The organism is Micromonospora sp. NBRC 110038 (genome assembly GCF_020884815.1).
Taxonomy (GTDB): Bacteria; Actinomycetota; Actinomycetes; order Mycobacteriales; family Micromonosporaceae; genus Micromonospora; species Micromonospora haikouensis.
In genome coordinates, this window is record NZ_BBOL01000007.1 from 211,891 (window position 1) to 234,991 (window position 23,101).

The 23,101-nt window shown below is 74.6% G+C and carries 15 protein-coding genes; 7 read left to right on the plus strand and 8 right to left on the minus strand.

From position 1 onward, the window contains the following. Positions 1-27: 27 nt before the first annotated feature. From LPU61_RS23795 to LPU61_RS23805, 3 genes are all read right to left on the minus strand, one after another. Complete coding sequence (locus LPU61_RS23795; protein WP_043963140.1) at positions 28-2,766, minus strand: LuxR family transcriptional regulator; 2,739 nt, start codon at positions 2,764-2,766, stop codon at positions 28-30. A 78-nt stretch (positions 2,767-2,844) separates the two neighbouring features. Next, positions 2,845-4,305 (minus strand): hypothetical protein, encoded by a 1,461-nt coding sequence (locus LPU61_RS23800; RefSeq protein ID WP_229406194.1) that lies wholly within the window; start codon positions 4,303-4,305, stop codon positions 2,845-2,847. Positions 4,306-4,312: 7 nt separating this feature from the next. Next, complete coding sequence (locus LPU61_RS23805; RefSeq protein ID WP_043963135.1) at positions 4,313-4,948, minus strand: hypothetical protein; 636 nt, start codon at positions 4,946-4,948, stop codon at positions 4,313-4,315. A 237-nt stretch (positions 4,949-5,185) separates the two neighbouring features. Here LPU61_RS23805 and LPU61_RS23810 point away from each other — a divergent pair, with 237 nt between their 5' ends. Then, positions 5,186-6,358 carry a pectate lyase gene (locus LPU61_RS23810; protein ID WP_229406195.1) on the plus strand — a complete coding sequence of 391 codons (1,173 nt, stop codon included), beginning with the start codon at positions 5,186-5,188 and terminating at the stop codon, positions 6,356-6,358. A gap of 62 nt (positions 6,359-6,420) precedes the next feature. On the opposite strand, the gene LPU61_RS23815 is transcribed toward LPU61_RS23810, so the two are convergent. After that, on the minus strand, positions 6,421-6,894 hold the full coding sequence (locus LPU61_RS23815; protein WP_229406196.1) for an SRPBCC family protein: 474 nt from the start codon (positions 6,892-6,894) through the stop codon (positions 6,421-6,423). A 117-nt stretch (positions 6,895-7,011) separates the two neighbouring features. On the opposite strand from LPU61_RS23815, the gene LPU61_RS23820 reads away from it, so the two are divergent. Further along, on the plus strand, positions 7,012-7,509 hold the full coding sequence (locus LPU61_RS23820) for a winged helix-turn-helix domain-containing protein (RefSeq protein WP_043963133.1): 498 nt from the start codon (positions 7,012-7,014) through the stop codon (positions 7,507-7,509). 126 nt (positions 7,510-7,635) lie between these two features. Here the strand turns inward: LPU61_RS23820 and LPU61_RS23825 are convergent, their stop codons facing one another. Then, on the minus strand, positions 7,636-11,988 hold the full coding sequence (locus LPU61_RS23825; protein WP_229406197.1) for a S8 family serine peptidase: 4,353 nt from the start codon (positions 11,986-11,988) through the stop codon (positions 7,636-7,638). A gap of 335 nt (positions 11,989-12,323) precedes the next feature. Between LPU61_RS23825 and LPU61_RS23830 the strand changes: the two genes are divergently transcribed. From LPU61_RS23830 to LPU61_RS23840, 3 genes are read left to right on the plus strand one after another with little or no spacing between them, the layout of a single operon-like run. Continuing rightward, the gene (locus LPU61_RS23830; RefSeq protein WP_052503840.1) at positions 12,324-12,866 is read left to right on the plus strand and encodes a winged helix-turn-helix domain-containing protein; all 543 of its coding nucleotides are present in this window, start codon (positions 12,324-12,326) and stop codon (positions 12,864-12,866) included. A 31-nt stretch (positions 12,867-12,897) separates the two neighbouring features. Continuing rightward, positions 12,898-15,555, plus strand: coding sequence for an AAA family ATPase (locus LPU61_RS23835; RefSeq protein WP_229406198.1), 2,658 nt, complete (start codon positions 12,898-12,900; stop codon positions 15,553-15,555). A 29-nt stretch (positions 15,556-15,584) separates the two neighbouring features. After that, complete coding sequence (locus LPU61_RS23840) at positions 15,585-16,538, plus strand: AfsR/SARP family transcriptional regulator (protein ID WP_229406199.1); 954 nt, start codon at positions 15,585-15,587, stop codon at positions 16,536-16,538. On the opposite strand, the gene LPU61_RS23845 is transcribed toward LPU61_RS23840, so the two are convergent. Next, positions 16,460-17,740: a S1 family peptidase gene (locus LPU61_RS23845; RefSeq protein WP_229406200.1), complete on the minus strand. Its 1,281-nt coding sequence runs from the start codon at positions 17,738-17,740 to the stop codon at positions 16,460-16,462. The two genes, LPU61_RS23840 and LPU61_RS23845, sit on opposite strands and share 79 nt — an antisense overlap. 108 nt (positions 17,741-17,848) lie before the next feature. Further along, positions 17,849-18,487: a M23 family metallopeptidase gene (locus LPU61_RS23850; RefSeq protein ID WP_229406201.1), complete on the minus strand. Its 639-nt coding sequence runs from the start codon at positions 18,485-18,487 to the stop codon at positions 17,849-17,851. A gap of 498 nt (positions 18,488-18,985) precedes the next feature. Here LPU61_RS23850 and LPU61_RS23855 point away from each other — a divergent pair, with 498 nt between their 5' ends. Both LPU61_RS23855 and LPU61_RS23860 read left to right on the plus strand, forming a co-directional pair. Continuing rightward, the gene (locus tag LPU61_RS23855; RefSeq protein WP_229406252.1) at positions 18,986-20,686 is read left to right on the plus strand and encodes a family 43 glycosylhydrolase; all 1,701 of its coding nucleotides are present in this window, start codon (positions 18,986-18,988) and stop codon (positions 20,684-20,686) included. 40 nt (positions 20,687-20,726) lie between these two features. Beyond that, a complete protein-coding gene (locus tag LPU61_RS23860) occupies positions 20,727-22,049 on the plus strand; it encodes a cellulose binding domain-containing protein (RefSeq protein ID WP_229406202.1) in 1,323 nt (440 codons plus the stop codon). A gap of 47 nt (positions 22,050-22,096) precedes the next feature. Here the strand turns inward: LPU61_RS23860 and LPU61_RS23865 are convergent, their stop codons facing one another. Further along, positions 22,097-23,086: a LacI family DNA-binding transcriptional regulator gene (locus LPU61_RS23865; protein ID WP_228986508.1), complete on the minus strand. Its 990-nt coding sequence runs from the start codon at positions 23,084-23,086 to the stop codon at positions 22,097-22,099. Between the last annotated feature and the right edge of the window lie 15 nt (positions 23,087-23,101).

Genomic DNA, 23,101 nt, shown 5'->3' on the forward strand with positions numbered 1-23,101 from the left:
CGGCGGTCGCCGGCGACCGGCCCACCCTCAGCCGGACGCCGGCCGCCCCAGCACGGCGCCCAGCTCGGCACGGCTGGAGATGCCGAGCTTGCGGTAGGCGCGGGCGAGGTTGGCCTCGACGGTCTTCGGGCTGATGAACAGCGTGTCGGCGATGACCCGGTTGGTGCGCCCCTGCGCGGCCAGCCGCGCCACCCGCTCCTCGGTGGCGGTGAGCGTGGTCGGCGCGGCCGTCCGCCGGCCGATCCGGTCCAGCTCGCCGCGCGTCGCGGCGGCGAACGCGGCCGCGCCGAGCGCGTCGAACTCGGCCTCGGCCGCCTCCAGGGCCGCGCGGGCCTCCCGGCGACGCCGGGCCCGCCGCAGCGCGCGACCCGCGACCAGCAGGCAGCGGGCGCGGTCCAGCGGCAGCACGTCCGACGGTACGGCCGACCGCGCGGCACCGAGCGCGGCGAGCGCCGGCGACGTGTCGACGCCGGCGGCACCGTCGACCAGCACCCGGCTGCGGGCCAGCCCGAGCGTGGTCCACGGCCGGGGCAGTCGCCCGTGCCGTTCGGCGAGACGGGCGAGGGCCCGGCCCGCCGTGTCGAGGTCACCACAGCCGACACACGCCTCGATCCAGTCCGGTTCGAAGCGCAGGGCGACCGGCTCGGCGATCCCGGATCCGGACAGCGCCCCCGCCAGCTCGCCGTACGCGGCGGCGGCCTCGCCGGCCCGGCCGGCGGACAACGCCACGAACCCGGCCAGTTGCAGGTGGATGCGCCGGCTCCAGTCGTCGTCGACCTCCCGGGCCCGGCGCAGGCCCTCCTCCGCGACCCCGGCGGCCTCGGCCAGCCGCCCCCGGTACGCGGCCAGCGTCCCCGCCAGCCAGGTCTCGCCGACCAGCGCGCTGCCGAGCTGTTCACCCAGCTGCCGGGCGGCGGCGATGTGCGCCTCGGCCGCGGCGAACCGGCCGGCCAGCAGCTCCGCCTCGCCGAGGTGGGTGAGCAGCTCGTGCTGCCACGGCTCGTCGCCCCGCGCCGCCGCCCGGGCGCGCATGTCGTGCAGCCGTTCGCGCGCCCGGTCGTGGTCGTCGGTGGCCTTCCACCAGATCGCCGGGATCGTGCCGGCCAGCCACGACGGCTCGCCGGCCTCCAGTGCCAGCGCCCGGTCGAGCAGCCCGGTGCGGGCGGGCAGGCCCGCGCGCACCTCGTGGAAGAACAGCAGCAGCAGCGAGGCGGTCAGCAGGGGCCGGTCCTCGTCGGCGCCGAGCAGGGCGATGGCGGCCTCGGCGTGCCGCCGGGCGGCCCCGGGCCCGTCGTGGAACAGGGTGAGGTGGGCGTGGATCCGCCCCGCGAGGGGGCCGCCGTCGGCGGCGGCCAGCGCGCGCTCGCCCGTGGACACGGCAGTGGCGAGGTCGTCGGCGAACCACGCGACCAACGCGCGCAGCAGCAGCGCCTCCGCCCGCGCCTGCCCGGTGAGCTGCCCGGCCGCGGCGTCGGCCGCCGCGCCCGCCGCCGCGTGGTCGCCGCTGTCGATCCGGCAGCGCACCGCGGCCAGGCGACGCCGGTCCCGGTCGTCGGCCTGGTCGGCGGGCGTGAGCTGCGCGGCCCGCTCGAACAGGTCGGCGGCGACGGCGGGGGCGCCCCGGGTGCGCTGGCGTTCGGCGGCGGCGGCCAGCTCGGCGGCGACCGTCCCGTCGGGCTCGACGACGCACCGGGCGAGCTGGCGGGCGCGTTCGTCGGGATCCGGCACCGCGTCGGCCAGCGTCCGGTGCAGCCGCCGGCGCACCCCGGGCGGGATGCCGCCGCGGACGGCGGCGGCGTAGCTCGGGTGGACGAAGCCGACCCGGTCCGGGGCGACACGGAGCAGGCCGGCCTCCTCCGCCGCGTCCCACGCGTCCGCCGGTACCCCGGCCGCGGCGAGGTCCGGCAGGGTGGGCACGGTCAGCAGCGCGGCCAGCCGCACCGCGTCCCGGGTGGGGGCGGGCAGCGCCCGCAGCGCGTCGGCGAGCAGCTGGCGCAGCGACGACGGCACCGGCAGGTCCTCGTCGGGCCCCGGCGGGCGGGGCAGGCGCAGCGCCGCCCGGGCCATCTCGATGGCCAGCAGCGGGTTGCCCCCGGCGTCGCGGACGATGCGGGCGAACAGCGGGCGGCTGAGCGCGCCGTCCAGCCGGGCCCGGACGATGTGGTGCAGGGAGCCGGCGTCCAGCGGGGGCAGGGCGACGCGGGTCACCGGCGCGCCGCCGGGCCGATCGTCGTCGAGGCCGAGGGGCGCGGCGGCGGGCCCGGTGCCGTCCGTGCGCCGGGCGACCAGCACGGCGGGCCGGGGCGCGAGCCGGCGCAGCGCGAACCGCAACGCCCGCGCACTCGGCGGGTCGAGCCAGGGCGCGTCGTCGACGGCGAGCAGCACCGGGGCCCCCGCGCCGAACGCGCCCTCGATCAGGGCGCGGGTCGCCGCGCCGACCGCCCGTTCGTCGATCACCTCGTCACCGGACGCGGCCAGCAGCACCATCTCGGCGGCGGCGCGCTGCGGCGGGGGCAGGGCCGGCACCGCGGCGGCCAGCGGCCGGAGCAGGTCGGCCAGCGCGGCGAACGGCAGCGCCACCTCGGCCTCGGCCGGGGCGCAGGTCAGCGTCGACCACCCGGCCCGCTCGGCCCGGCCGACCAGGGCCCTCCAGAGGGCGGTCTTGCCGATGCCGCTGCGGCCTTCCACGAGCACCGGCGTTCCCGCGACCAGCGCCCGCCACGCCCGGTCGGCGACCGCGTCGCGCCCCACCAGGGAGGTCTCCATGGCGGGATGATGGCACGCCCGCGCCAGGTGACGGCCCGTGCGCGCCGGTGGGCGGCCGGCGGCATCCCGGTGGGACGGTCAGCGAGGCGGCCGTCCGCAGACCGCGACGTCCGGGACGACCTCCTCGGCGTCGTGGACGGTGGTGCTCCACCGGGGGCCGGCCTGCGCCGGGATCGGGCCGATCGCGGCGGCCCGGTGCGGCGTCAGCAGGCTGAGGAACGTGTTGAGGACCCGCACGACCGGTTCCAGGATGCGGTAGCCGACGCCGAAGACGGCCCGCACGCCGATGCCCACGCCCCGGCACTGGGCGTACGGGGCGCCGAGGGCGGAGCCGAGCGTCGACCCGTACGAGGTGACCAGCTCGAAGTAGACGCCGGCGGTGAACAGGAAGGCGCTGATCCCGACGGTGAACCGGACGCCGTGCCGGATGACCAGGCCCATCACGCCGACGGGCACGCCGGTGAGCGAGTTGAGCAGGCTCGACCTGCGCTGGACCCGCTTGCTGATCCGGGGGCCGGCGGCGCCGTCGGCGTAGCCGAAGCCGAGCGAGCCGGCGAGGGCGAACTCGCCCGAGCCCTTGACGGTGCCCAGCTTCGCGCCGAACGCGGTGGTGACCGAGAGCGTCTGGCCGATCGTGAAGGAGAGCGGGATCCCGAGGACCTGCCCGATGGGGAAGGTGATGTCCACCGGGACGGGGAACGACCTGCTGTGGTTGCGGCCGTCCCGGATGCCGCCCTCGAAGTCGACCTTGATGCCGAAGCCGCCGCCGATCTCCAGCTCGGCGCGGGTCACGGTGCCGCCGCCGATGGCGAGGTGGAAGGTGGCGTCGGGGCGGCTGAAGGTGAGCGTCACGGTGCCGACGAGGCGGACGCCGCCGTCGTCGTAGGTGAAGTGGACGCCGACGCCGTTGGTGCAGCAGGTCGAGTAGACCTGGTATCCGTGGGCCGTGGCGGCGACGTCCCCGCCGCGCTGCGGTGGCGGCTGCACCGGCTGGTCGGCGGGCGCGCGGGCCGCCGGCCGGCGCAGGGGCGCGCTGCGCCCGTAGGTGCTCGGCGGCGCGGGTGCGTCGTCGGCCCAGGACGCCGCGCCGGCCGGGTAGACGATCGGGTCGGCGAGGGTGATGCCGCGCCGGGCGAAGGTGCCGTCCCGGACGACCTCGGTGATGTCGACCGGGCCGATCGTCACGAGCAGGTCACCGCCGTCGGGGGCGACGTCCAGCACCCGGCCCACCCCGCGCCCGGTGACGAACATGACCTTGCCGGGGGCGAGGGCGTCGGCGTTGCGGGCCCGCCGGTCGAGACGCCAGGTGAGGCCGTCGGCGGTGACCGAGCGGACCGACCGGCCGCCCCCGCCGACGAGCACCACGTCCGGCTGGAGGGTGACGCCGGGCTCGGGGACCGGTGCCGGGCCGTACCGCAGGTCGTCCGCGCCGGCCGCCGGGTCCGCCGGGCGGTCCGCCGGCTGCGGGTCGGCGCAGCCGGCGAGCACCAGGAGGGCCACCACAGCGGCGACCAGCGCGCGGCGCGGGCGTGGGCGCATCCGGGCCTCAGAGCCGGGCGGCGACGGTACGGGCGAGGGACTCCAACGGGCGGCGGTTCTCCTCGGGGTCGTTGAGCCGCACCAGCCGGACGGCCACCCACCTGCCGGAGGCGTTGACGAAGAACGAGTCGGCGGTCGCGTACGCCTCGTCGCCCACGCCGGGCAGCGCCCGCGTCTCGTGCCCGAGCGTCCGCTCGATGTCGAGGTACTTCTTCGCGCCGTCGCCGACGAAGACCTCGACCTGTGCGGTCGGCCCGTCGACCGGCGCGGTGTAGGTGCAGGTGTCCCCGACCGGCCTGCCGTCGTCCAGTCCGAGGCCGGCCAGCTTCTCGGCCTCGGCCTTGCGGACCAGGGTGCAGGGGTCGGGCAGGGCCACCGCCTCGTCCCCCGGCTCCGGCGACTGCCCGTCGGCCGGGTCGCCGGGTTCCGGAGCGGCTGGGTCTGCCGACCCGCCGGGCTGCGACGCCACCGGGGCGGGCCGGTCGGCGGCGTCGCCCGGGTCGGCGGAGAGCGGGCCGGCCAGCCGGCCGCAGGCGGCGGGCGTCAGCAGGGCGAGCAGCAGGACGGGTGCCAGGCGGCGGAACCGCGTGGTGACCCGGGCCGGGCGGAGCGGGCGGGCCGGGGCGTGCGTACGACGGGGCATGCGCCTGACGCTAGGGCCGCGCGCCCGCGCGGTAATCGGGTGTTTCCCTACGCGGCGGCGGGACCGGGATTGTGTCGATCATCGTTCTGCGCTCTGCTGGGTGAAAGCGCTTGCCCCGTGGGCGGCGCGGCCCGTCCGACGGACGGGCGTCCGGGCACGGACCAGGGTCCGCTCCGGCATCCGGCGGGCACCGGCTGCCGGCACCTCCGCGGGCCCCACGTACAGCCAGGGAGCAACATGCTGCACAGACAGCGCCGAAGGTCCCTTCTCGCCGTCGTGGCGGCGACCACGCTCGCCGTCACGGGGGTCGTGGCCACGGCGGGCGCCGCGCAGGCCGCCGCCGGCTGCCGCGTCAGCTACGCGGTCGGCTCGCAGTGGCCGGGCGGCTTCTCCACCACGGTCACCCTCACCAACGTCGGCGACCCCCTCACCTCGTGGCGGCTCACCTGGTCGTTCGGCGCCGGCCAGACGGTCACCCAGGCGTGGAACGCCACCGTGACGCAGAGCGGCAGCGCGGTGACCGCCACGAACGTGAGCTTCAACGGCAACCTCGCCACCAACGCGTCGACCGCGTTCGGCTTCAACGGCACGTGGAACAACAGCAGCAACCCGGCGCCGACCAGCTTCGCGGTCAACGGCGTCACCTGCACCGGCGGGACCAACCCGACCACGCCGGGCAACCCGACCACGCCACCACCGACCACGCCGCCGCCGACCACGCCGCCGCCGACCGGATCCTGGCCGACGCCGACCGGGCAGGTCGGCGTCGACGGCACGATCCCGGTCTCCGGGGTGTTCGACGGCGGCATGCGCCGGTACTGCTGCATCGGTGACGGCAGCCAGGAGGAGAGCCAGGACCCGATGTTCCAGCTCGCCGCCGGGGCCACCCTGCAGAACGTCATCATCGGCGGCCCCGCCGGGGACGGCGTGCACTGCGCCGGGTCCTGCACGCTGCGCAACGTGTGGTGGGAGGACGTGGGCGAGGACGCCGCCACGTTCCGCGGCAGCGGGTCGCCCGTCTTCCTGGTCGACGGCGGTGGCGCCCGCAGCGCCAGCGACAAGGTCTTCCAGCACAACGGGGCGGGCACGCTGACCGTCCAGAACTTCCAGGCGACCAACTTCGGGACGTTCTACCGCTCCTGCGGCAACTGCTCCACCCAGTACAAGCGCACCGTCGTCATCCGCGACAGCACGCTGACCCGCCCCGGCAACACGGTGGCCGGGATCAACGTCAACTACGGCGACACCGCCCGGTTCTCGGGCATCACGATCGTCAACGACCCCAGCCGGGCGATGGTGATCTGCCGCAAGTACAACGGCAACAACACCGGCAGCGAGCCCACCCAGGTCGGCACCGGGGCCGACGGCACCAACTGCCTCTACTCCTCGTCCGACCTGACCTACCGGTAACGCCCGCGCCGGCGTCGCGGGCCCGCAGCGGCGCGGGTCCGCGACGCCGTCCCGCGCGGGGGCTACCGGGCCGCCATGCGGCGGGTCAGCTCGGCCGCCCGGTACGCGGCGACCTCGCGCGCCTTCGCCGCCACGAACCGCCGCAGCGGCACCGGGGCCTCGGCGGTCACCCCTTCCCGCACCCGGGTGCCGCCCGCCACGGCGGCCAGGTCCACCACCGCGCGCAGCGACACCCAGCCGGGGCTGCGCACCTCGCTGACCAGTTGCTCGCCCGGCCGGGTCGCCACCATCCGTACCCGGATCGGGTTGTCCCACCGCACCGGGCCGACCAGCCGGAACCGCTCGACGGCGACGTAGCGGGCGACGGCCCGGCCCTGCGCGTCGTGGCCCGCGCGCACGTCGCGGACCGCCACGATCAGCGGCGACAGCCCGACGTAGCTGAACGGGTCGGACAGGTGGTGGTAGACCTCGTCCGGCGGCGCCGCGACGACGCAGGTCGTCTCGAACGCGACCGGTGGTCTGCGGGCCTCGGGCACGCCGACATCCTGCCACGCCGAAGCGGCGCGACCGTCGGGAAGGGAGATTGCCGCAGACATCGACGCACATTATTATGTCAACGCCGTTCCGCGAGCGGATGGACGGGGAGGGCGGAGATGAGCGGGAGACCCTCCCTGGCCATCGGCATCGCCTCCTCGGCGTCGCACCGCCGCCGCCTCGCCGAGCTGTTCGGCGGGTCCGAGGCCGTCCTGATCGTCTCCAGCGTGGACCAGGCGCGGCGGTTCCTCGGCGTGGCCGGCGAGCCTGCCGCCCCGCCCGCCGAGGCGGCGGCCCACCGGGTCGTGGTCACCGCCGCCGCGCCGGCCGCGACCGCGCTGAGCATCGACTCCGACCGGCGGGTGCTGCGCTGGCGCAACCGCGAGATCGGGCTGACCCCGCTGGAGCACGACCTGCTGCGCTGCCTGGTGGGCACGCCCGGGCACACCTGGACCCACCGGCGGCTGCACCGCGAGGTCTGGGGCACCGAGCGCCTGGGCCGCGGCTCCGACCTGCACTCGGTGGTGCGCCGGGTGCGGCGCAAGCTGGCCCGGCTGGGCGTGCCGGCGACCATCGACGCCGTCCGGGGGGTCGGCTTCCGGCTGGCGCTGCCCTGAGCCCCTCCCTCCGTCCGCCGGCGGCCGGGCGGCCGACACCCGGACGGCCGGCCCGCCGCAGGACGCCCGCGGCCCGCCCGGTCGGGTGACCGGGCGGGCCGGGGCTGTCCCGTCAGCCGTCGACGGTCAGCAGCGGATCGGCGCCAACGCGAAGTTCTCCACGGTGGGCGTGCTGGTGTTGATCTTCGTCTGGCGGGTCTGCGGCTTCCAGCCGTCCTTGGCGACGATCAACGTCAGCGGGTTGTTCCGCTTGTCCAGCCAGTAGGCGTACCGGCCCTGGTCGTCGGTGGCGAACGTCCACGACATCGCCCAGGAGTCGACCTGGACCACCGCACCGGAGATCGGCGCGCCGACGCCCTGGCAGCTCGTCCCGGTCACCGTGCCCAGCAGCTTGCCCCAGGTCTTCGGCGGCTGCGCGGTCATCGTGACCGGCACCGGCGCGACGGTGTACGGGGTGTTCTCGGTGATCACCACCGACGCCGTGTACGTGCCCGGCTGGTCCACGGTGGCCGCGATCCCGACGGTGACCGTGACCTTCTCGCCCGGCGCCAGCGTGGCCGCCGTCTTGTCGATCGTCAGCCAGCTGACGTCCGCGGCGGCCTCGGCGCACTCGCCGAAGCCGGGCAGCGCCTCGCTGTCCGCCGTCGCCGTGAAACCGCCCGAGGAGCCGCCGACCTTGTAGAAGCCGCACGCCGCGCCGCCCCGGTACCGGGCGGTGTTGGCGTTCGGCAGGGCCGACCACGAGTTGCCCGCCGGGTCGTAGGCGAAGCCGGCGTTGGTGATCGCCCCGCCCTGCGAGCCGCCGACGACCAGCAGCTTGCCGTTGGCCACGGCGAACGAGCTGGCCCAGTTGTCGGCCGGTGCGTCGGCGATCGCGGTCCAGGCGTTGGTGCCCGGGTCGAAGGCGTAGCCGGCCTTCTGCGCGACGGAGCCGTCGTTGCCGCCGGTGCAGTAGACGACGCCGCCGATGCCGCCGCAGGACAGGAACGCCACCGCCTTCGGATAGTCGGGCAGCGCCTCCCAGGTGTCGCTGGCCGGGTCGTACCGCAGGACGTCGTTCGACATCGGCGTGCAGTTCGCCGTCGTGCAACCGCCGACCGCGTACAGCTTGCCGTCGGCGACGGCCTGGCCGGCGGCGGACCGGGGCGCGGGGTTGTTCGCCTTCTTCGTCCACGCGTTGGCCGCCGGGTCGTACGACCAGGTGGCGGCGTCGGGGCCGGACGCGCCCCAACCGCCGGTCACGATGATCTTCCCGTCGACGACGCCGGCCGTGACGGCGTTGCGCGCGCCGGGCAGGTCGGCGATCGAGGTCCAGGTCTGGGCGATGGGGTCGTAGACGTAGTTCTTCGCCGACGACGCCGTGCCGTTGCCGCCGGCGATCGAATACACCTTGCCGTCCAGGCTGACCACCCGGTTGTCCATGATGGCGGCCGGGAAGTCGGTGACGTCCGTCCACGGCGCGGCCTGCGGGCCGGCCGGGGCGGGGGCCGCCGAAGCCGCCTTGCCGGACGCCCGCGCGGCCAGCGACGTGGCGGCGGTGATCCGCTGCTCCGGGGCCCCCTCGGCGGCCAGGATCTGCCGCTGGGTCACCCGGGAGCCGTCGGCCCGCAGCAGCTCGAAGCCGCCGTCGCGCTCGCCGAAGCGGACGTCGACGGGGGCCCCGCCGGTGTTGGTCACCGTGAAGGTCTTGGCGACGGTGCCGGTGGGCATCCGCACGGTGCCGCTGACCGCCGCCGGCTGCACGGACAGCCGGCCCGCCGCGAGCTTGAAGGTCGCGGTGGTGGCCCAGTCGGCCTCGACCGTGACCTGCTTGCCCTGGCTGACGTAGCCGCCGGCCTTGGCGGTGAACCGGTGCGCGCCGGTCAGCGAGGAGAACAGCCAGTAGAAGCCGTCGGGCAGCTCGGTGTCGTCGGGGGTGGCCACGGTGGTGGTCGTCTGCGCCGGCCGGTCGTCGCTGGTGACGGTCGCGCCGTTGACGTACCCGTTGTCGTTGGCGTCGCGGACGTGGCCGAGCACCAGGCCGCCGTCGGTCGGCGCGCAGGTGACCTCGCTGCCGATCAGCACGTTGTCGACCTGCCACCACCACTCCCAGGTGGCGTCGTAGTAGTGGAACCGCACCTGGACCCCGGACCTGCCCGCCGCCTGCGGGATCGCGATCTCGGTGACCTTGGGCCCGCGCACGTCCGCCGCCTGGCGCAGCACGTTGGTCCAGGTCTCGCCGCCGTCGACGCTGAGGTCGACGTCGGCGCGCTCGGAGCTGACCCAGTTGAGGTCCTGGTTGAACCGGATCACGGGCGCGGCGACGTCGGTGAGGTCGACGACCGGGCTGACCAGCGAGGTGTCCTGCTTCCCGCCGCTGCCGTAGTCGTCGCTGTCGACGATCGCGAAGCCGCCGGTGCCGCCGGTGAGGTTGCCCCGGTTCCCCGTGTCGGTGAACCGCCACCCCTGGCCGGTGCCGGCGTTGTCCACGACCGACCAGCCGGCCGGGGCGCGGTCGCCGTCGAAGGTCTCGTACACGCCGTCGGAGCCGTACCCGTAGCCGGGCGCGGTGGTGCAGGCGGTCGGGTCCACGGTGACGGCGACGTTCTGGGTCTTGTTGCCGGAGCCGACCACGACCTCACGGGTCACGGTCTGGTAGCCCGGGTACTGCGGCTCCACCTTCAGCTTGTACGTGGCCGAGGCGGGCAGGGTGAGGCTGTAGCGGCCGTTGCCGGGCGTGGTGTAGTCGGACACCGGCAGGCCCTCGACGCTGACCTTCGCGTACAACGGCCAGCCGTGGCCGGAGCCGTCGGTGACCGAGCCGCTGACGGTGACCGACGGCACCGCCGTCAGGGCGACGTCGAGCGTCGTGGTCGCGGCGGCGCGGACCGTGGCGGGCAGGGTCCGGGCGGCGTAGCCGAACGCGGTCACGGCGACCTGGTAGTCGCCGGCGGGCAGCAGGGACGAGTACCTGCCGTCGGCGCCGGTGGTGAGCTGCCGGGACGCCGGGCCGGTGAGGGCGACCGTGGCGCCGGGGACCGGGTCGCCGGTGGCCGCGTCGGTGACCGTGCCGGCGAGGGTGCCGGTCTCCCCGATCGGGGCGGCGTCGAGCAACGCGAGGGCGTCGAGGCGGCCCTCGCCGAAGACGTTGTTGTCGTCGGCGGTGCCGCCGCACTGGGCATCGGCGGTGTCGATCGCCGAGTCGTCCAGCAGGGCGCGGGTGGCCGCGACGTCGCCGACCAGCGCGGGCGCCGCCGACCACAGCAGCGCCACCGCGCCCGCGAGGTGCGGGGAGGCCATGGAGGTGCCGCTGAGGCTGCCGTAGCCGCCGCCGGGGATGCTGGAGCGGACGTTGACGCCGGGCGCGGAGATGTCGGGCTTGACGGCACCGCCCTGGCCGGCGCCCCGGGCGGAGAAGCTGGCGATGGCGTTGTTGACGTCGTACGCGCCGGTGGAGTAGTTGCTGGACCGGCTGCCCGGCGAGCCGCTGGTCTGGCAGGACGGGCCGCTGTTGCCGTTGGACCAGGCGCCGAAGATGCCCGACGCGGCCCAGGCCAGCGTCACGTCCTCCATGAACGGGTCGTTGGAGGGCAGCCGGGTGCCCCACGAGTTGTTGATGACGTGGGGCCGCTTGCTGGCGTCGGGGTTCTCGCCGTCGAGGTCGGTGGGTTCGAGCATCCACTGGCCGGACGCGATCAGCGCGGCGTCGGTCGGGCAGCAGCCGTTGGCCGCGATCCACCGGACGCCGGGCGCGACGCCGATCTGGTTGGCGCCGTCGGCGCCGGCCATCGTGCCCATCGTGTGGGTGCCGTGGCCGTCGCCGTCGCAGGGGGCGGCGGCGCAGTCGCCGGCCGCGTCGAACCAGTTGTAGTTGTGGTCGAAGGTGCCGTCGCCGTTGTTGCCCCGGTAGGACCGCACCAGCGCCGGGTGGTCGAACTGCACGCCGGAGTCGATGCTCGCCACCGTGATGCCGGCGCCGGTGACGCCGTAGCGCGACCAGACGTCGTCGGCGTTGATGTTGGCGATGCCCCACTCCAGGGCGTTGGCCGTCTTCTCGTCGGTGCCCTTCGTGACCTCGGGAAGCTCGTAGGCGACGGGCGCGTAGACGCCGTCGACCTCGGCGTGCGCGGCGAGGCTCTGCACCATCGTCAGGGAGCCGCTGCTGACCTTGATGGCGTTGGTCGCCCAGAAGCTCTGGTACTTCGCGCCCGCGCCGTCGAGCTCGGCGCGGACCTTGGCCTGGCTGTCGGCGGCGGTGCGGCGCAGCGCGTCCGCCACGGCGGCGCCCCGCTTGGTCCAGTCCGTGATCGCGCCGGCCTTGCTCAGGTCCGCCCGGCCACCGAAGTGGATCCAGAAGTCGCTCTCGCTCTTGGCCTGGAGCTGCTTGACCAGCTCGGGCCGGATCTTGTCCGCGGGTGTGCCGCCCGGCGCGGCCTGCGCCCCGGAACCGGTCGCGACCAGGGCCGTCGCGGCGAGGACGAGCGCCGCACCGGCGCTCACCAGGCGCCCGGCCGGGCCCCTGGGGTGTGGACGTCTCAGCATCGGTGCTGCCTCCTGCAGAACGACCCGCGGTTGGTCGGGCCGTGACAGGGGTACAACGACCGTGCCTCCCCTCTGGACGCACCGGTACGCGCGGTTCCCCAGGCCCTCCAGGCGCCGTGCGGGTCACGCCGGCCGCCTGTGGGCAAACTATGATCGACAAAGATGAAGGATCAAGCACGCGACGTGAGCAACTCGTCGCTAGGAGCAGCCCGGCCGGCGGTGGTGGCCGCCCGTCGCTGTCACCGCGCTGACAGACTCGGGCAGCAGCGGCCGGTCGCGTCCGGGTGGGCGCGGTGAGCGGCGGCGACGGCAGCGTGCCGTCGGGTCCCCTCGACGAGGCGGGGCCGCCGATCCCGCTGGTGATCGCGGTGACGCCGTCGCCGGCCGAGCGGATCCGGCTCGCCGAACGCCTCGACGGCATCGCGCCCCTGCTGCTGGTGGCCGACCTCGACGAGTTGCGCCGGATCATCGCGGTGCCGCAGGGGCCGCCCGCAGCGGGGCGGCCGACCCCCGAGGCGGGCCCGGACGACCTGCTGCGGATCGACCCGGCCCGGTCCACGGCCCGCTACGGCGAGCGCGAGGTCTTCCTCACCCGGCTCGAACGCGACCTGCTGACCCGCCTGACCAGCGAACCGGTCCGGGTCTGGAGCTACGCCGAGCTGCACCGGACGGTCTGGCACGACGAGGGGCGGCAGCGCCCGGCCGGCGTGCAGTCCCTGGTGAAGCGGCTGCGCCGCAAGCTCGACCAGCTCGGCACCGGCGTCACCGTCGTGGCGGTGCGGGGGGTCGGGTTCCGGCTGACCGACCACCGGCGGCCCCGGGTCGACGGCGGGTGAGGCCACGGCCGTGGCGTTGCAGGATGGGGGCATGGCCGGGCTTGTCGGGCGGGACGACCAGATCAGCCTGCTCGGGGATCTGCTCACCCACGCCACCGAGGGGCGGGGCGGCGCGCTGGTGTTGCGCGGCGAGGCGGGGATCGGCAAGTCGGCCCTGCTGGAGCACGTGGTCCGCGCCGGGCGCGGGCGCGGGGTGCGCGTACTGGGCGTGACCGGCGTGCAGGCCGAGGGGCAGATCCCGTACGCCGGGCTCGACCACCTGCTCCGCCCGCTGCGTGCCGCCGCGCTGACGGCGGACTCGCCGTACCGCCGGGCCGTCGAGGTGCTGCACCTGCTCGGCGAACCGGAGCAGCCCACGCTGCTCGCGGTCGAGGACGCGCACTGGCTGGACGCCGCGACCTGGGAGACCCTGACGTTCCTCTGTCGGCGGGTCGGGTCGGACCCGGTCGCCGTGGTCATGGCGGTACGCGACGGCGAAGACGTCGACCGGCGGCTCACCCGGGCCGGACTGCCCGAGCTGCGGCTGGAGCCCCTGCACCCGGCCGACGCCGGGACGTTGCTGGACCGGACCGCGCCCCGGTTGACCCGGCGGCTGCGGGACCGGGTGCTGGACGAGGCCGCCGGGAACCCGCTGGGCATCGTGGAGCTCGGCACCTCGGTCGCCCGGCTCGGCGACGGGGCGCTGTCGTCGTCGGCGCTGCCGCTGAGCACGCGGATGGAGCGGACCTTCGGCGGGCTGGTCGCCGACCTGCCGCCGCCGACCCGGACCCTGCTGCTGATCGCGGCGCTGAACGACGGGACCGGCCTGGACGAGATCCTGGCGGCCGCCGCGGTCCTGGTCGGCGCCGACGTGCCCGCCGAGGCGATCCAGCCGGCGGTGACCGCCCGCCTGGTCGCCGTCGACGAACGGTACGAGCTGCGGTTCCGGCACCCGCTGCTGCGCTCGGCGCTGCGTCAGCAGGCCGCGCCCGCGGACCGTCGCCGCGTGCACGCGGCGCTGGCCGAGGTGCTGTCCGCCAGCCCACAGCGCCAGCTCTGGCACCGGGCGTCGGCCGCGTCGGGCCCGGACGAGGCGCTGGCCCGGGAGCTCACCGACGTGGCGATCGCCGCCGCCTCGCGGCAGGCGCCGCTCGCGCTGGCCGCGCTCACCCGGGCCGTCCAGCTCAGCCGGGACCCGGCCGCGCGCGGCCACCGGCAGGTGTCGAGCTGTCTCGTGGCGCACGAGCAGGGCGACCCGCACGCCGTGCGGCGGCTGCTCGGCGAGATCGACGAGAGCGCCCTGCGGCGGGCCGACCGCGCCCGGCTGACCTGGCTGCGCGAGACGTACCTCCCGGTGGCCTGGTCCGGGCCGGAACGGCTGCTGGCCTACGCCGACCTGATCGACATGATGCGCCGCGACGGCGACCCCGAGCGCGCCCTCCAGGCGATGAGCGACCTGGCGCTCCGCGTCTACTACTCGAACGTGCCGGCGCCCGTCCGCGACCGGTTCACCGAGGTCACGCTCGCGCTCGGATCGATCGACGACGACCCGCGCGTGCCCGGGATCATGCTGCTGGTCGCACCGGTCGAGCACGGTGCCGCCGCGCTGCGGCGGCTGGAGCGGCTGGTGCACCGGATGGACCTGCCACCGGCCCTGCGCAGCGACCTGTCGATCGCCGCCTGGGCCGTCGGCGCGTTCGACCTGGCGGGGACGTTCGCGCTGTCCGCCGCGGCCGAGCTGCGCGCACAGGGCCGGATCGGCGTCCTCTCCCAGGCGCTCAACGCGGCCGCGTCGGCGTACGCGGCGCTGGGCGACACCCGGGCCGCCGTGCCGCTGGCCGCCGAGTGCATCAGCCTGGCGGAGGAGACCGGGCTGCCGATGTGGGCGCTGGGCGGCAGCCTCACCATGGGCCTGGCCGAGGCGCTGCGGGGCGACGTCGCCGCCGCCCACCGCCGGGCCGAGGCCGCCGAGCAGGTGCTCTCCGCCGGCCGGCGGCTGCCGATGCTGGCCCTCGTGCAGCGCATCCGGGGCGTCGCCGCGCTCGCCGAGGGCCACCCGGACGACGCGTTCCGGCAGCTCATGCGGATCTTGGACCCGGCGGACAGCGCCTACTTCCCGGGCCACCAGTTGCTCGTGCTCGGGCACCTGGCCGAGGCAGCCCTGCTCGGTGGCTTCCAGGACGAGCTGCGCTCGGTGGTCCGCGACCTGGAGCCGGTCGCCGTGCGAACCGGGTCGCCGTCGCTGCGGGTCGGCCTCGGCTACGCCCGCGCGGTGCTCGGCGGGGACTACCGGGCCGCGCTGGCTAAGGACCTGACCGGCTGGCCGTTCGACCGGGCCCGCCTCCAGCTCGCGTACGGCACGGCGCTGCGGCGGGCGCAGCGGGTCACGGAGAGCCGGCCGCCGCTGCGGGCCGCCGCGGCCACCTTCGACGCGCTCGGCGTCACCCCGTGGGCCGACCGGGCCCGGGCGGAGCTGCGGGCCACGGGCGAGACCCGCCGTCGGCCGACGGACGCGCTGACCGCCCTCACCCCGCAGGAGCAGCAGATCGCCCGGCTGGCCGCGGAGGGGCTGAGCAACCGGGAGATCGGCGCGCACCTGTTCCTGTCCCCCCGGACGGTCAGCACCCACCTGTACCGCATCTACCCGAAGGTGCACGTCAAGTCGCGGGCGGAGCTGGCCCGCGTCTTTACGTCATCCGACGTACGCTGAGCATCCACGTCGCTACCTATCGTCATGCCATGCCTGTTTCGCACAGTGTCGATCCGCGCCGCCCGGCGACGCACCTGCGGATCCTCGGCCCGCTGCGGGTCCGGCGCGGCGACGCCGAAGTGGACGCCGGGCCGCCGCAGCAACGCTGCCTGCTGGCGCTCCTGCTCGCCCGCACGGGTCACCCCGTCGGCACGCCCGAGCTGATCGACCTGCTCTGGGGGCCGGGCGCGCCGCCGAGCGCGGTGAACACCATCCACAAGTACGTCGGCGGCCTCCGCCGCCTGCTCGAGCCGGGCCTGCCGCCGCGCGCCCCGGGCGCTTACCTGACCCGGCAGGGGCACGGGTACCGCTTCGCGGCCGGGCCGGAGGCGCTCGACCTCGTGCTGTTCCGGCGGACCGTCGCCGAGGCGAAGGCGTACGCGCGGGGCGGCGAGCCCGACGCGGCGCTCGACCGGTACGCCGCGGCGCTGCGGCTCGGCCACGGCCCCGCCGGCGACGGCCTGGCCGGCACCCCGGCGGCCCGGGCCACGTTCGCGCGCCTCGACGGCGAGTTCACCGACGCCGTCCTCGACGCCGCCGGGATCGCGGTCCGGCTGCGCCGCCCGTCGCCGGTGCTGGCGCCGCTGCGCCGCGCGGCCGAGCGGGACCCGCTCGACGAGCGCGTCCAGGCGGGCCTGGTAACGACGCTCGCCGCCGCCGGCCGCCAGGCCGAGGCCCTGGCGGCGTACCGGTCGATCCGCGAGCGGCTCGCCGACGAGCTGGGCATCGACCCGGGGCCGGACCTGCGGGAGGCGCACCGGCGGGTGCTGACCCAGGCCGGGCCGCCACCCCGGCGGACCGGCAGGGCCGTAGCCAGGCGGCGGCGCTGGCTACGGCCCTCCCGCCGGCCGGCGGGGCCGGTCGATCAGGCGGCCGAGTTCACGTTGAACGTGATGCCGGAGTACGAGCGCGCGGAGTCGAAGACCTTCGACAGCGGCGAGTAGTACGACCGCGTGGTGCAGTTGCCGACCTTGTGGGTGCCGCCGTGCAGGATGCCGTAGGCCATGTGGTCGGCCTCGCTGAAGAGCGGGCCGCCGCTGTCCCCGCTCTGCGTACAGATGTCCGTGACCATTCCACCGTCCTTCGTGAGGACCGTGCCGCACCTGGTGTTGTTGGACGTCTGACCGGTGTGGCAGGCCACCCAGCCGACCCCGATCTGGGAGTAGCTGTACATCCCGTAGATCGGGAACTGGGCGCTTCCCCGCGAGTTGAACACCGTGTTGCGTGGGTTCACCACCCAGTACGTGACGTACTCGAAGCCGTTCATCACCACGTACGGCATGATGATTCCGTCGTTGGGGTAGATCTCACTGACATAGGTCGGATAGTTGTAGCGGCCGACCCACAGGCCCGCGTGCCGGGAGTAGTAGCCGTCCCCGGCTTTGCTGCAGTGCCCCGCCGTGACCGTGTACTGCCAGCCGTCCGAGCCGTGCACGTTGAAGCCGTTGGTGCAGCTCCGCTTCGGATTCTTGTTGAAGTCGAAGAAGTCCAGCAGCAGTCCGCCGCGCATCGGCGCCTCACAGTTGCGGATCGTGCAGGCCTGCGGGGTGGGGGTCGGCGAGTCGACCACCGTGACGCCCAGGTCGTCGGCCAGCGCGAGCCGGCCGGCCGAGCCGCTTACGGCGTCCGCCGCGCCATGGTGCAGTTCCACCCGGTTGCGCTGCGGGTTGATCACCGGCTCCTGCTCGGGCGTGAGCCCCAGCCGGGCGCTGGCCTCCCGCGCCCTGGCCGCGAGTTCCCGGAGGGAGTGCCGCGCCCCGACGACGCGGATGTGCCGCCGGTCCGGGATCGCGCCCAGCGCGGGGGCCAGTTTTTCGGCGGCGGTGCTGGCGACGTAGAGCACGCCCCCGTTCTCCTGGTCGATCCAGGAGCCCGCGAAGGTGTCGCCGTGGTCGCGGGCCAGCACGTCCTGCAACGCGCCCGCGGTCCGCTGCAACTCCAGCCGGCGCACCGCCTCCCGCACGCTGACGCCGTAGGTCCTGGTGAGATAGTCGACCGAGCCGGCGACGTCGGCCGGTTGCACGGGGGCCGCCGGAGCCAGCCGGATGACGGGGGCGGCCGCCGCCGGCCCGGAAACCGTGAGGGATCCGGCGGCGACGATCAGGCTGAGCGCCGCGGCCAGCCTCCAGTTCGTTCCTCTTCGCACCTGAGTCGCGTCCCTTCGCCACGTGACGCCCTTCGCGTCTGTGGCGTAGACGCTGCCAGCCGGCTGTGGAAGCGATCTGGACGGTGACTGGAAGGCGGGCGCGGCCGGCTACGGCCGCGCGGCGGCGCAGTTGTTGCTCTTGCGGGTGACCGTGTATTCGACGTCGTCGTGGGTGATCCCCGACGGCTCGCCGTCGAACCAGGTCTCGACCTTCTCCCAGCCCCGGCGCTGCTCGTAGTGCAGGTGGGGCGCGCCGGAGTTGCCCGTGCTGCCGACCCGCCCGATCTGCTCGCCCTGGGCGACCCGCTGGCCCTCGCGGACCAGCGGCGGTTCGAGCAGGTGCAGGTACTGCGTCTCCCACCGGCCGCCGTGGTCGATCTTCACCCAGTACCCGCCGCCCCGGCCGCGCGGGCCGTCCGGGTTGTCGGGGGTACGGCCACCCAGCGACCCGTTGATCCCCGCCACGGTCACCGTGCCGGCGTACGAGGCGAGCACCGGCCGCCCCCACGCCTCGCCCCGCTTGGGGAACAGGTCGACGTCGTAGTCGTCGTGCCCGGGATAGGTGCCGAGCTGCCACGTCTCGCCGCAGGCGACGGGGAGCTGGAACAGCGGGCGCGGGCCCGGTGGCCGCAGGAAATGCCAGGCGACCCCGGCGACGGCGACGAGGGCGGCGACCGCCCCGAGCGCGAGGACGACGAGGGCGGCCCGGCGGCGCGGGCGGCGTGAAGTGGGGCGGCCGGTCGTCATCGTGCCGAGCATGGCAGACCCCGGCAACGCCCCGGGTGCCGGGTGGCCGGGCCGAGGGGTCGGCCCGGGTCGGCCCCGGGTGCCGGCGGGCGGCCCGCGCGGGGCGGCACCGCCACGACATCGATCCCCGTCTTGTCCGTGTTAACGGTAACAAGTATCCTGCCTCTCAGGAGCGAAGGGCACGCTCCGCCGCCGCCACCGAGATCGCCGATCCGGGGCGGCAGAGCCGGAGCAACAGCCGGGAGCTGAGCACGTCCGGCGTCCGCGTGGACGTCAGGGCCCGCTCCGACCCGTGATGTCGCAGCCCCTACCAGGGCCGACCGCGCCGCCGCGCCCCCGGGCAGGTGCCGGTCGACCACCCACGCACTCACCCACCCCGGGCAGACACCTGTGCCAGGTGCGCTGCCCACGCCTCGGGAGGTATCTGTGAAGACCCTGACCGGCACGAGACTCAGGCGCGGCGTCGCCTGGGTCGCGACCCTGCTCTGCGTCGGGACGCTGTTCGCCGCCCCGGCCCGGGCGGACAACCCGATCGTGCAGACGATCTACACCGCTGATCCTGCGCCGTTGGTGCACAACGGTCGGGTGTATCTGTACACCGGGCATGACGAGGACGGGTCGACGTACTTCACGATGAAGGACTGGCGGGTGTTCTCGTCGGCGGACATGGTGAACTGGACTGATCATGGTTCGCCGATGAGTCTGGCGACGTTCTCGTGGGCGGAGTCGGATGCGTGGGCGGGTCATGTGGTGGCTCGGAACAACAAGTTCTACTGGTATGTGCCGGTGAAGCAGCGTGGCGGCGGCATGGTGATCGGCGTCGGGGTGGCCGACAGCCCGACCGGTCCGTTCCGCGACGCGATCGGTCGTCCCCTGGTCGGTAACGGTGAGATCGATCCGAACGTGATGATCGACGACGACGGGCAGGCGTACCTGTACTGGGGTAACCCGAACCTGTGGTACGTGAAGCTGAACCAGGACATGATCTCCTACTCGGGCAGCCCGACGAAGATCCCGTTGACCACGGCCGGGTTCGGCACCCGTACCGGTAACGCGAGCCGTCCCACCTTGTACGAGGAGGGGCCGTGGGTGTACAAGCGCAACGGTCTCTACTACAACGTGTTCGCGGCGGAGTGCTGCTCGGAGTTCATCGGTTACTCGACGGCGCCGGGTCCGACGGGGCCGTGGACGTACCGGGGGACGGTGATGCCGCGGCAGGGCGGTAGTTTCACCAACCACCCCGGCGTGATCGATTTCAATGGTGGGTCGTACTTCTTCTACCACAACGGGGCGTTGCCCGGTGGTGGTGGTTTCACCCGGTCGGTGGCGGTGGAGAAGTTCTCCTACAACAGTGACGGCACGATCCCGACCATGAACATGACCACGACGGGGGCCCCGCAGGTGGGCACGCTGAACCCGTACGTGCGGCAGGAGGCCGAGACCATCGCCTGGTCCGTCGGCGTCGAGACGGAGCCGGCGAGTGAGGGCGGCATGAACGCCAGCTTCCTCAGCAACGGTGACTACATCAAGGTCAAGGGGGTGGCGTTCGGGGCGGGCGCGTCGTCGTTCAGCGCGCGGGTGGCCTCGGCGGGCAGCGGCGGCACGATCGAGGTCCGGCTGGGCAGCCCCACGGGCACCCGGGTCGGCGCGTGCACGGTGCCGGTCACCGGCGGCTGGCAGACGTGGCAGACGGTGTCCTGCCCGGTGACCGGCGCGACCGGCACCCAGGACCTCTACCTCCGCTTCGTCGGCGGCAGCGGCAACCTGTTCAACCTCAACTGGTGGCAGTTCGGCACCGGCAGCAACCCGACGCCGACGCCCACCACCCCCGCTCCCACCACGCCCGCCCCCACCGCCACGCCGACCGCCACGCCCACCAACCCGCCGGCCGGGCAGTCGTGCGGCGTCACGTACACGCAGGTCGGGTCCTGGTCCGGCGGCTACGAGGGCAGGCTGACCATCACCAACACCGGGAGCGCCGCCATCAGCGGCTGGCGGGTGACCTTCTCGCTGCCCAGCGGGCAGTCCCTGTCCCAGGGCTGGAACGCGACCTTCGGCCAGCAGGGCAGCCAGGTCACCGTGACCAACGCCGCCTACAACGGACAGTTGGCCACCGGCGGCTCGACCACGGCCGGCTTCATCGCCTCCAGCACCGGCACCCCTCAGGCGCCCACCAGCCTCACCTGCACGTCCTCCTGACCCCCGGCCACACCTCCACCCTCGGAAAAAGGATCGACAGATGACACGGCACAGATCCTGGCTCGCGCCCGTCGCGGGCGCCGCGCTGCTCGCGCTGGCCCTGGTCGGCTCGACGCTCAGCGGCGGCCTCGGCGCCACGGCGTCGGCCGCCGAGATCGGCGCCGCCGCGGCGACCGCCGGGTGCGGCAAGGCCCCGACGCTGCGCAGCGGCACCCAGACGATCACCAGCAACGGCAAGAACCGCAGCTTCATCCTGCGCATCCCGGACAACTACAACAACAACAACCCGTACCGCCTGATCTTCGGGTTCCACTGGGTGGGCGGCACCGCCGTCGACGTGGACACCGGCCAGACCGTGCAGCGCGACGTCTGGTCCTACTACGGGCTCAAGCAGCTGGCGAACAACAGCGCCATCTTCGTCGCCCCACAGGGCATCAACAACGGCTGGGGCAACGCCGGCGGCGAGGACGTCACCTTCGTCGACGACATCATCCGCCGGATCGAGGCCGACCTGTGCGTCGACACGGCGCAGCGCTTCTCGGTGGGCTTCAGCTACGGCGGCGCCATGACGTACGCCCTCGCGTGCGCCCGGCCGAACGTCTTCCGGGCGGTGGCGGTCTACTCCGCCGGGGCGATCAGCGGGTGCAGCGGCGGCACGTCGCCGATCGCGTACCTCGGGGTGCACGGCATCCGGGACGGGGTGTTCCCCATCTCCACCGGGCGGTCGCTGCGCGACCGGTTCGTCCGCAACAACGGCTGCACCGCCCAGAACCCGGCCGAGCCCACCCAGGGCAGCCTGCGGCACATCACCACGAACTACTCGGGGTGCCAGGCCGGCCACCCGGTCACCTGGATCGCGTTCGACGAGGGGCACATCGCCGCCCCGCAGGACGGCGCGACCGGTGACAGCGGTTCGCGCACCTGGCTGCCCGGCGAGACCTGGCGGTTCTTCACCCAGTTCGGCGGCACCACGCCGACCCCGAACCCGACCACGCCGACCCCCGGGCCGACCACCCCCGGGCCGACCACCCCGCCGCCGGGCAACGCGGCCTGCCGCGTCACCGCGACCGTCAACGCCTGGAGCAACGGCCTGACCGAGGACCTCACCGTCACCAACACCGGCAGCAGCACCATCAACGGCTGGTCCCTGGTCTTCACGCTGCCCGGCGGCCAGAGCATCACCGGCGGCTGGAACGCCACCTACTCCCCCACCTCCGGGCAGGTGACCGCCAGGAACGTCTCCTACAACGGCACCATCGCCCCCAACGCCTCGGTGAGCATCGGCTTCCAGGCCAACCACACCGGCAACACCGCCAAGCCCAGTTCCTTCACCCTCAACGGCGCGACCTGCACGATCGCCTGACCGTCGGCGACGGTGACCGGGGGTGGGCCGACCAGGCCCGCCCCCGGTCAACGCGTACGGGACGGGGGCGCGGTGCTGTCGCGGACGACGAGTTCGGTGGCGAGCTCGATCCGCGGGCTCTCGATCTTCTCGCCCCGGGCGAGCCGCAGCACGGTACGCGCCGCCAGCATGCCCATCTCCACGAGCGGCTGCCGGACGGTGGTCAGCGGCGGGGAGCACCACCGCACCTCGGGCAGGTCGTCGAAGCCGACCACGCTGACGTCGTCGGGCACCCGCAGGCCGCGCTTGCGGACCGCCTCGTAGACGCCGAGCGCCATCTGGTCGCTGGAGGCGAAGATCGCGGTCGGCGGGTCGGGCAGGGCCAGCAGCTGGGTGCCGGCGGCGTAGCCCGACTCGTGGTAGAAGTTGCCCGGCCGGATGAGGGCGTCGTCGACGGCGACGCCGGCGGCGTCGAGCGCCGCCCGGTAGCCGTCCAGCCGGGCCCGGCTGCACATCAGCTGCGGCGGCCCGGCGATGAAGCCGACGCGGCGGTGGCCCAGGCCGAGCAGGTACTGGTTGGCCTCCAGGCTGCCCGCCCAGTTGGTGGCGCCGATGGTGGGCGCCTCCTGCGGGGCCACGCCGGCCGGGTCGACGATGACCACCGGCAGGTTGAGCCGGCGCAGCTCGGCCTGCAACGGCGGCGCCACCATCGAGGTCACGAAGATGACCCCCTCCGTGGACCGGCCACGCATGTTGTCGAGCCACTGCTTGGCCGAGGAGGTGCGCTGGTGGATGGCCGAGACGACGGTGCCCGCGCCGCTGCTGTGCGCGACGTCCTCCACCCCCCGGATGATCTCCACGGCCCAGGGGCTGTCCAGGTCGTTGAAGACCAGGTCGATCAGGGCCGAGCTGGTACGCCTGCTCGGCAGCCGGCGACGGTAGCCGTGCCGGGTCAGCAGCTCCTCGACGCGTTCCCGGGTCTGGGGGGCGACATCGGAGCGGCCGTTGATGACCCGGGAGACCGTGGGCACGGAAACGCCGGCCAGACGCGCGATCATCGCGATGGTGACGTT

What these genes read in the sequence shown, in the direction of transcription:
- LPU61_RS23795 (WP_043963140.1), bottom strand. Translation starts at nt 2,766, where the DNA reads ATGGAGACCTCCCTGGTGGGGCGCGACGCGGTCGCCGACCGGGCGTGG.
- LPU61_RS23800 (WP_229406194.1), bottom strand. Translation starts at nt 4,305, where the DNA reads ATGCGCCCACGCCCGCGCCGCGCGCTGGTCGCCGCTGTGGTGGCCCTC.
- LPU61_RS23805 (WP_043963135.1), bottom strand. Translation starts at nt 4,948, where the DNA reads ATGCCCCGTCGTACGCACGCCCCGGCCCGCCCGCTCCGCCCGGCCCGG.
- LPU61_RS23810 (WP_229406195.1), top strand. Translation starts at nt 5,186, where the DNA reads ATGCTGCACAGACAGCGCCGAAGGTCCCTTCTCGCCGTCGTGGCGGCG.
- LPU61_RS23820 (WP_043963133.1), top strand. Translation starts at nt 7,012, where the DNA reads ATGAGCGGGAGACCCTCCCTGGCCATCGGCATCGCCTCCTCGGCGTCG.
- LPU61_RS23835 (WP_229406198.1), top strand. Translation starts at nt 12,898, where the DNA reads ATGGCCGGGCTTGTCGGGCGGGACGACCAGATCAGCCTGCTCGGGGAT.
- LPU61_RS23840 (WP_229406199.1), top strand. Translation starts at nt 15,585, where the DNA reads ATGCCTGTTTCGCACAGTGTCGATCCGCGCCGCCCGGCGACGCACCTG.
- LPU61_RS23850 (WP_229406201.1), bottom strand. Translation starts at nt 18,487, where the DNA reads ATGACGACCGGCCGCCCCACTTCACGCCGCCCGCGCCGCCGGGCCGCC.
- LPU61_RS23860 (WP_229406202.1), top strand. Translation starts at nt 20,727, where the DNA reads ATGACACGGCACAGATCCTGGCTCGCGCCCGTCGCGGGCGCCGCGCTG.
- LPU61_RS23865 (WP_228986508.1), bottom strand. Translation starts at nt 23,086, where the DNA reads ATGATCGCGCGTCTGGCCGGCGTTTCCGTGCCCACGGTCTCCCGGGTC.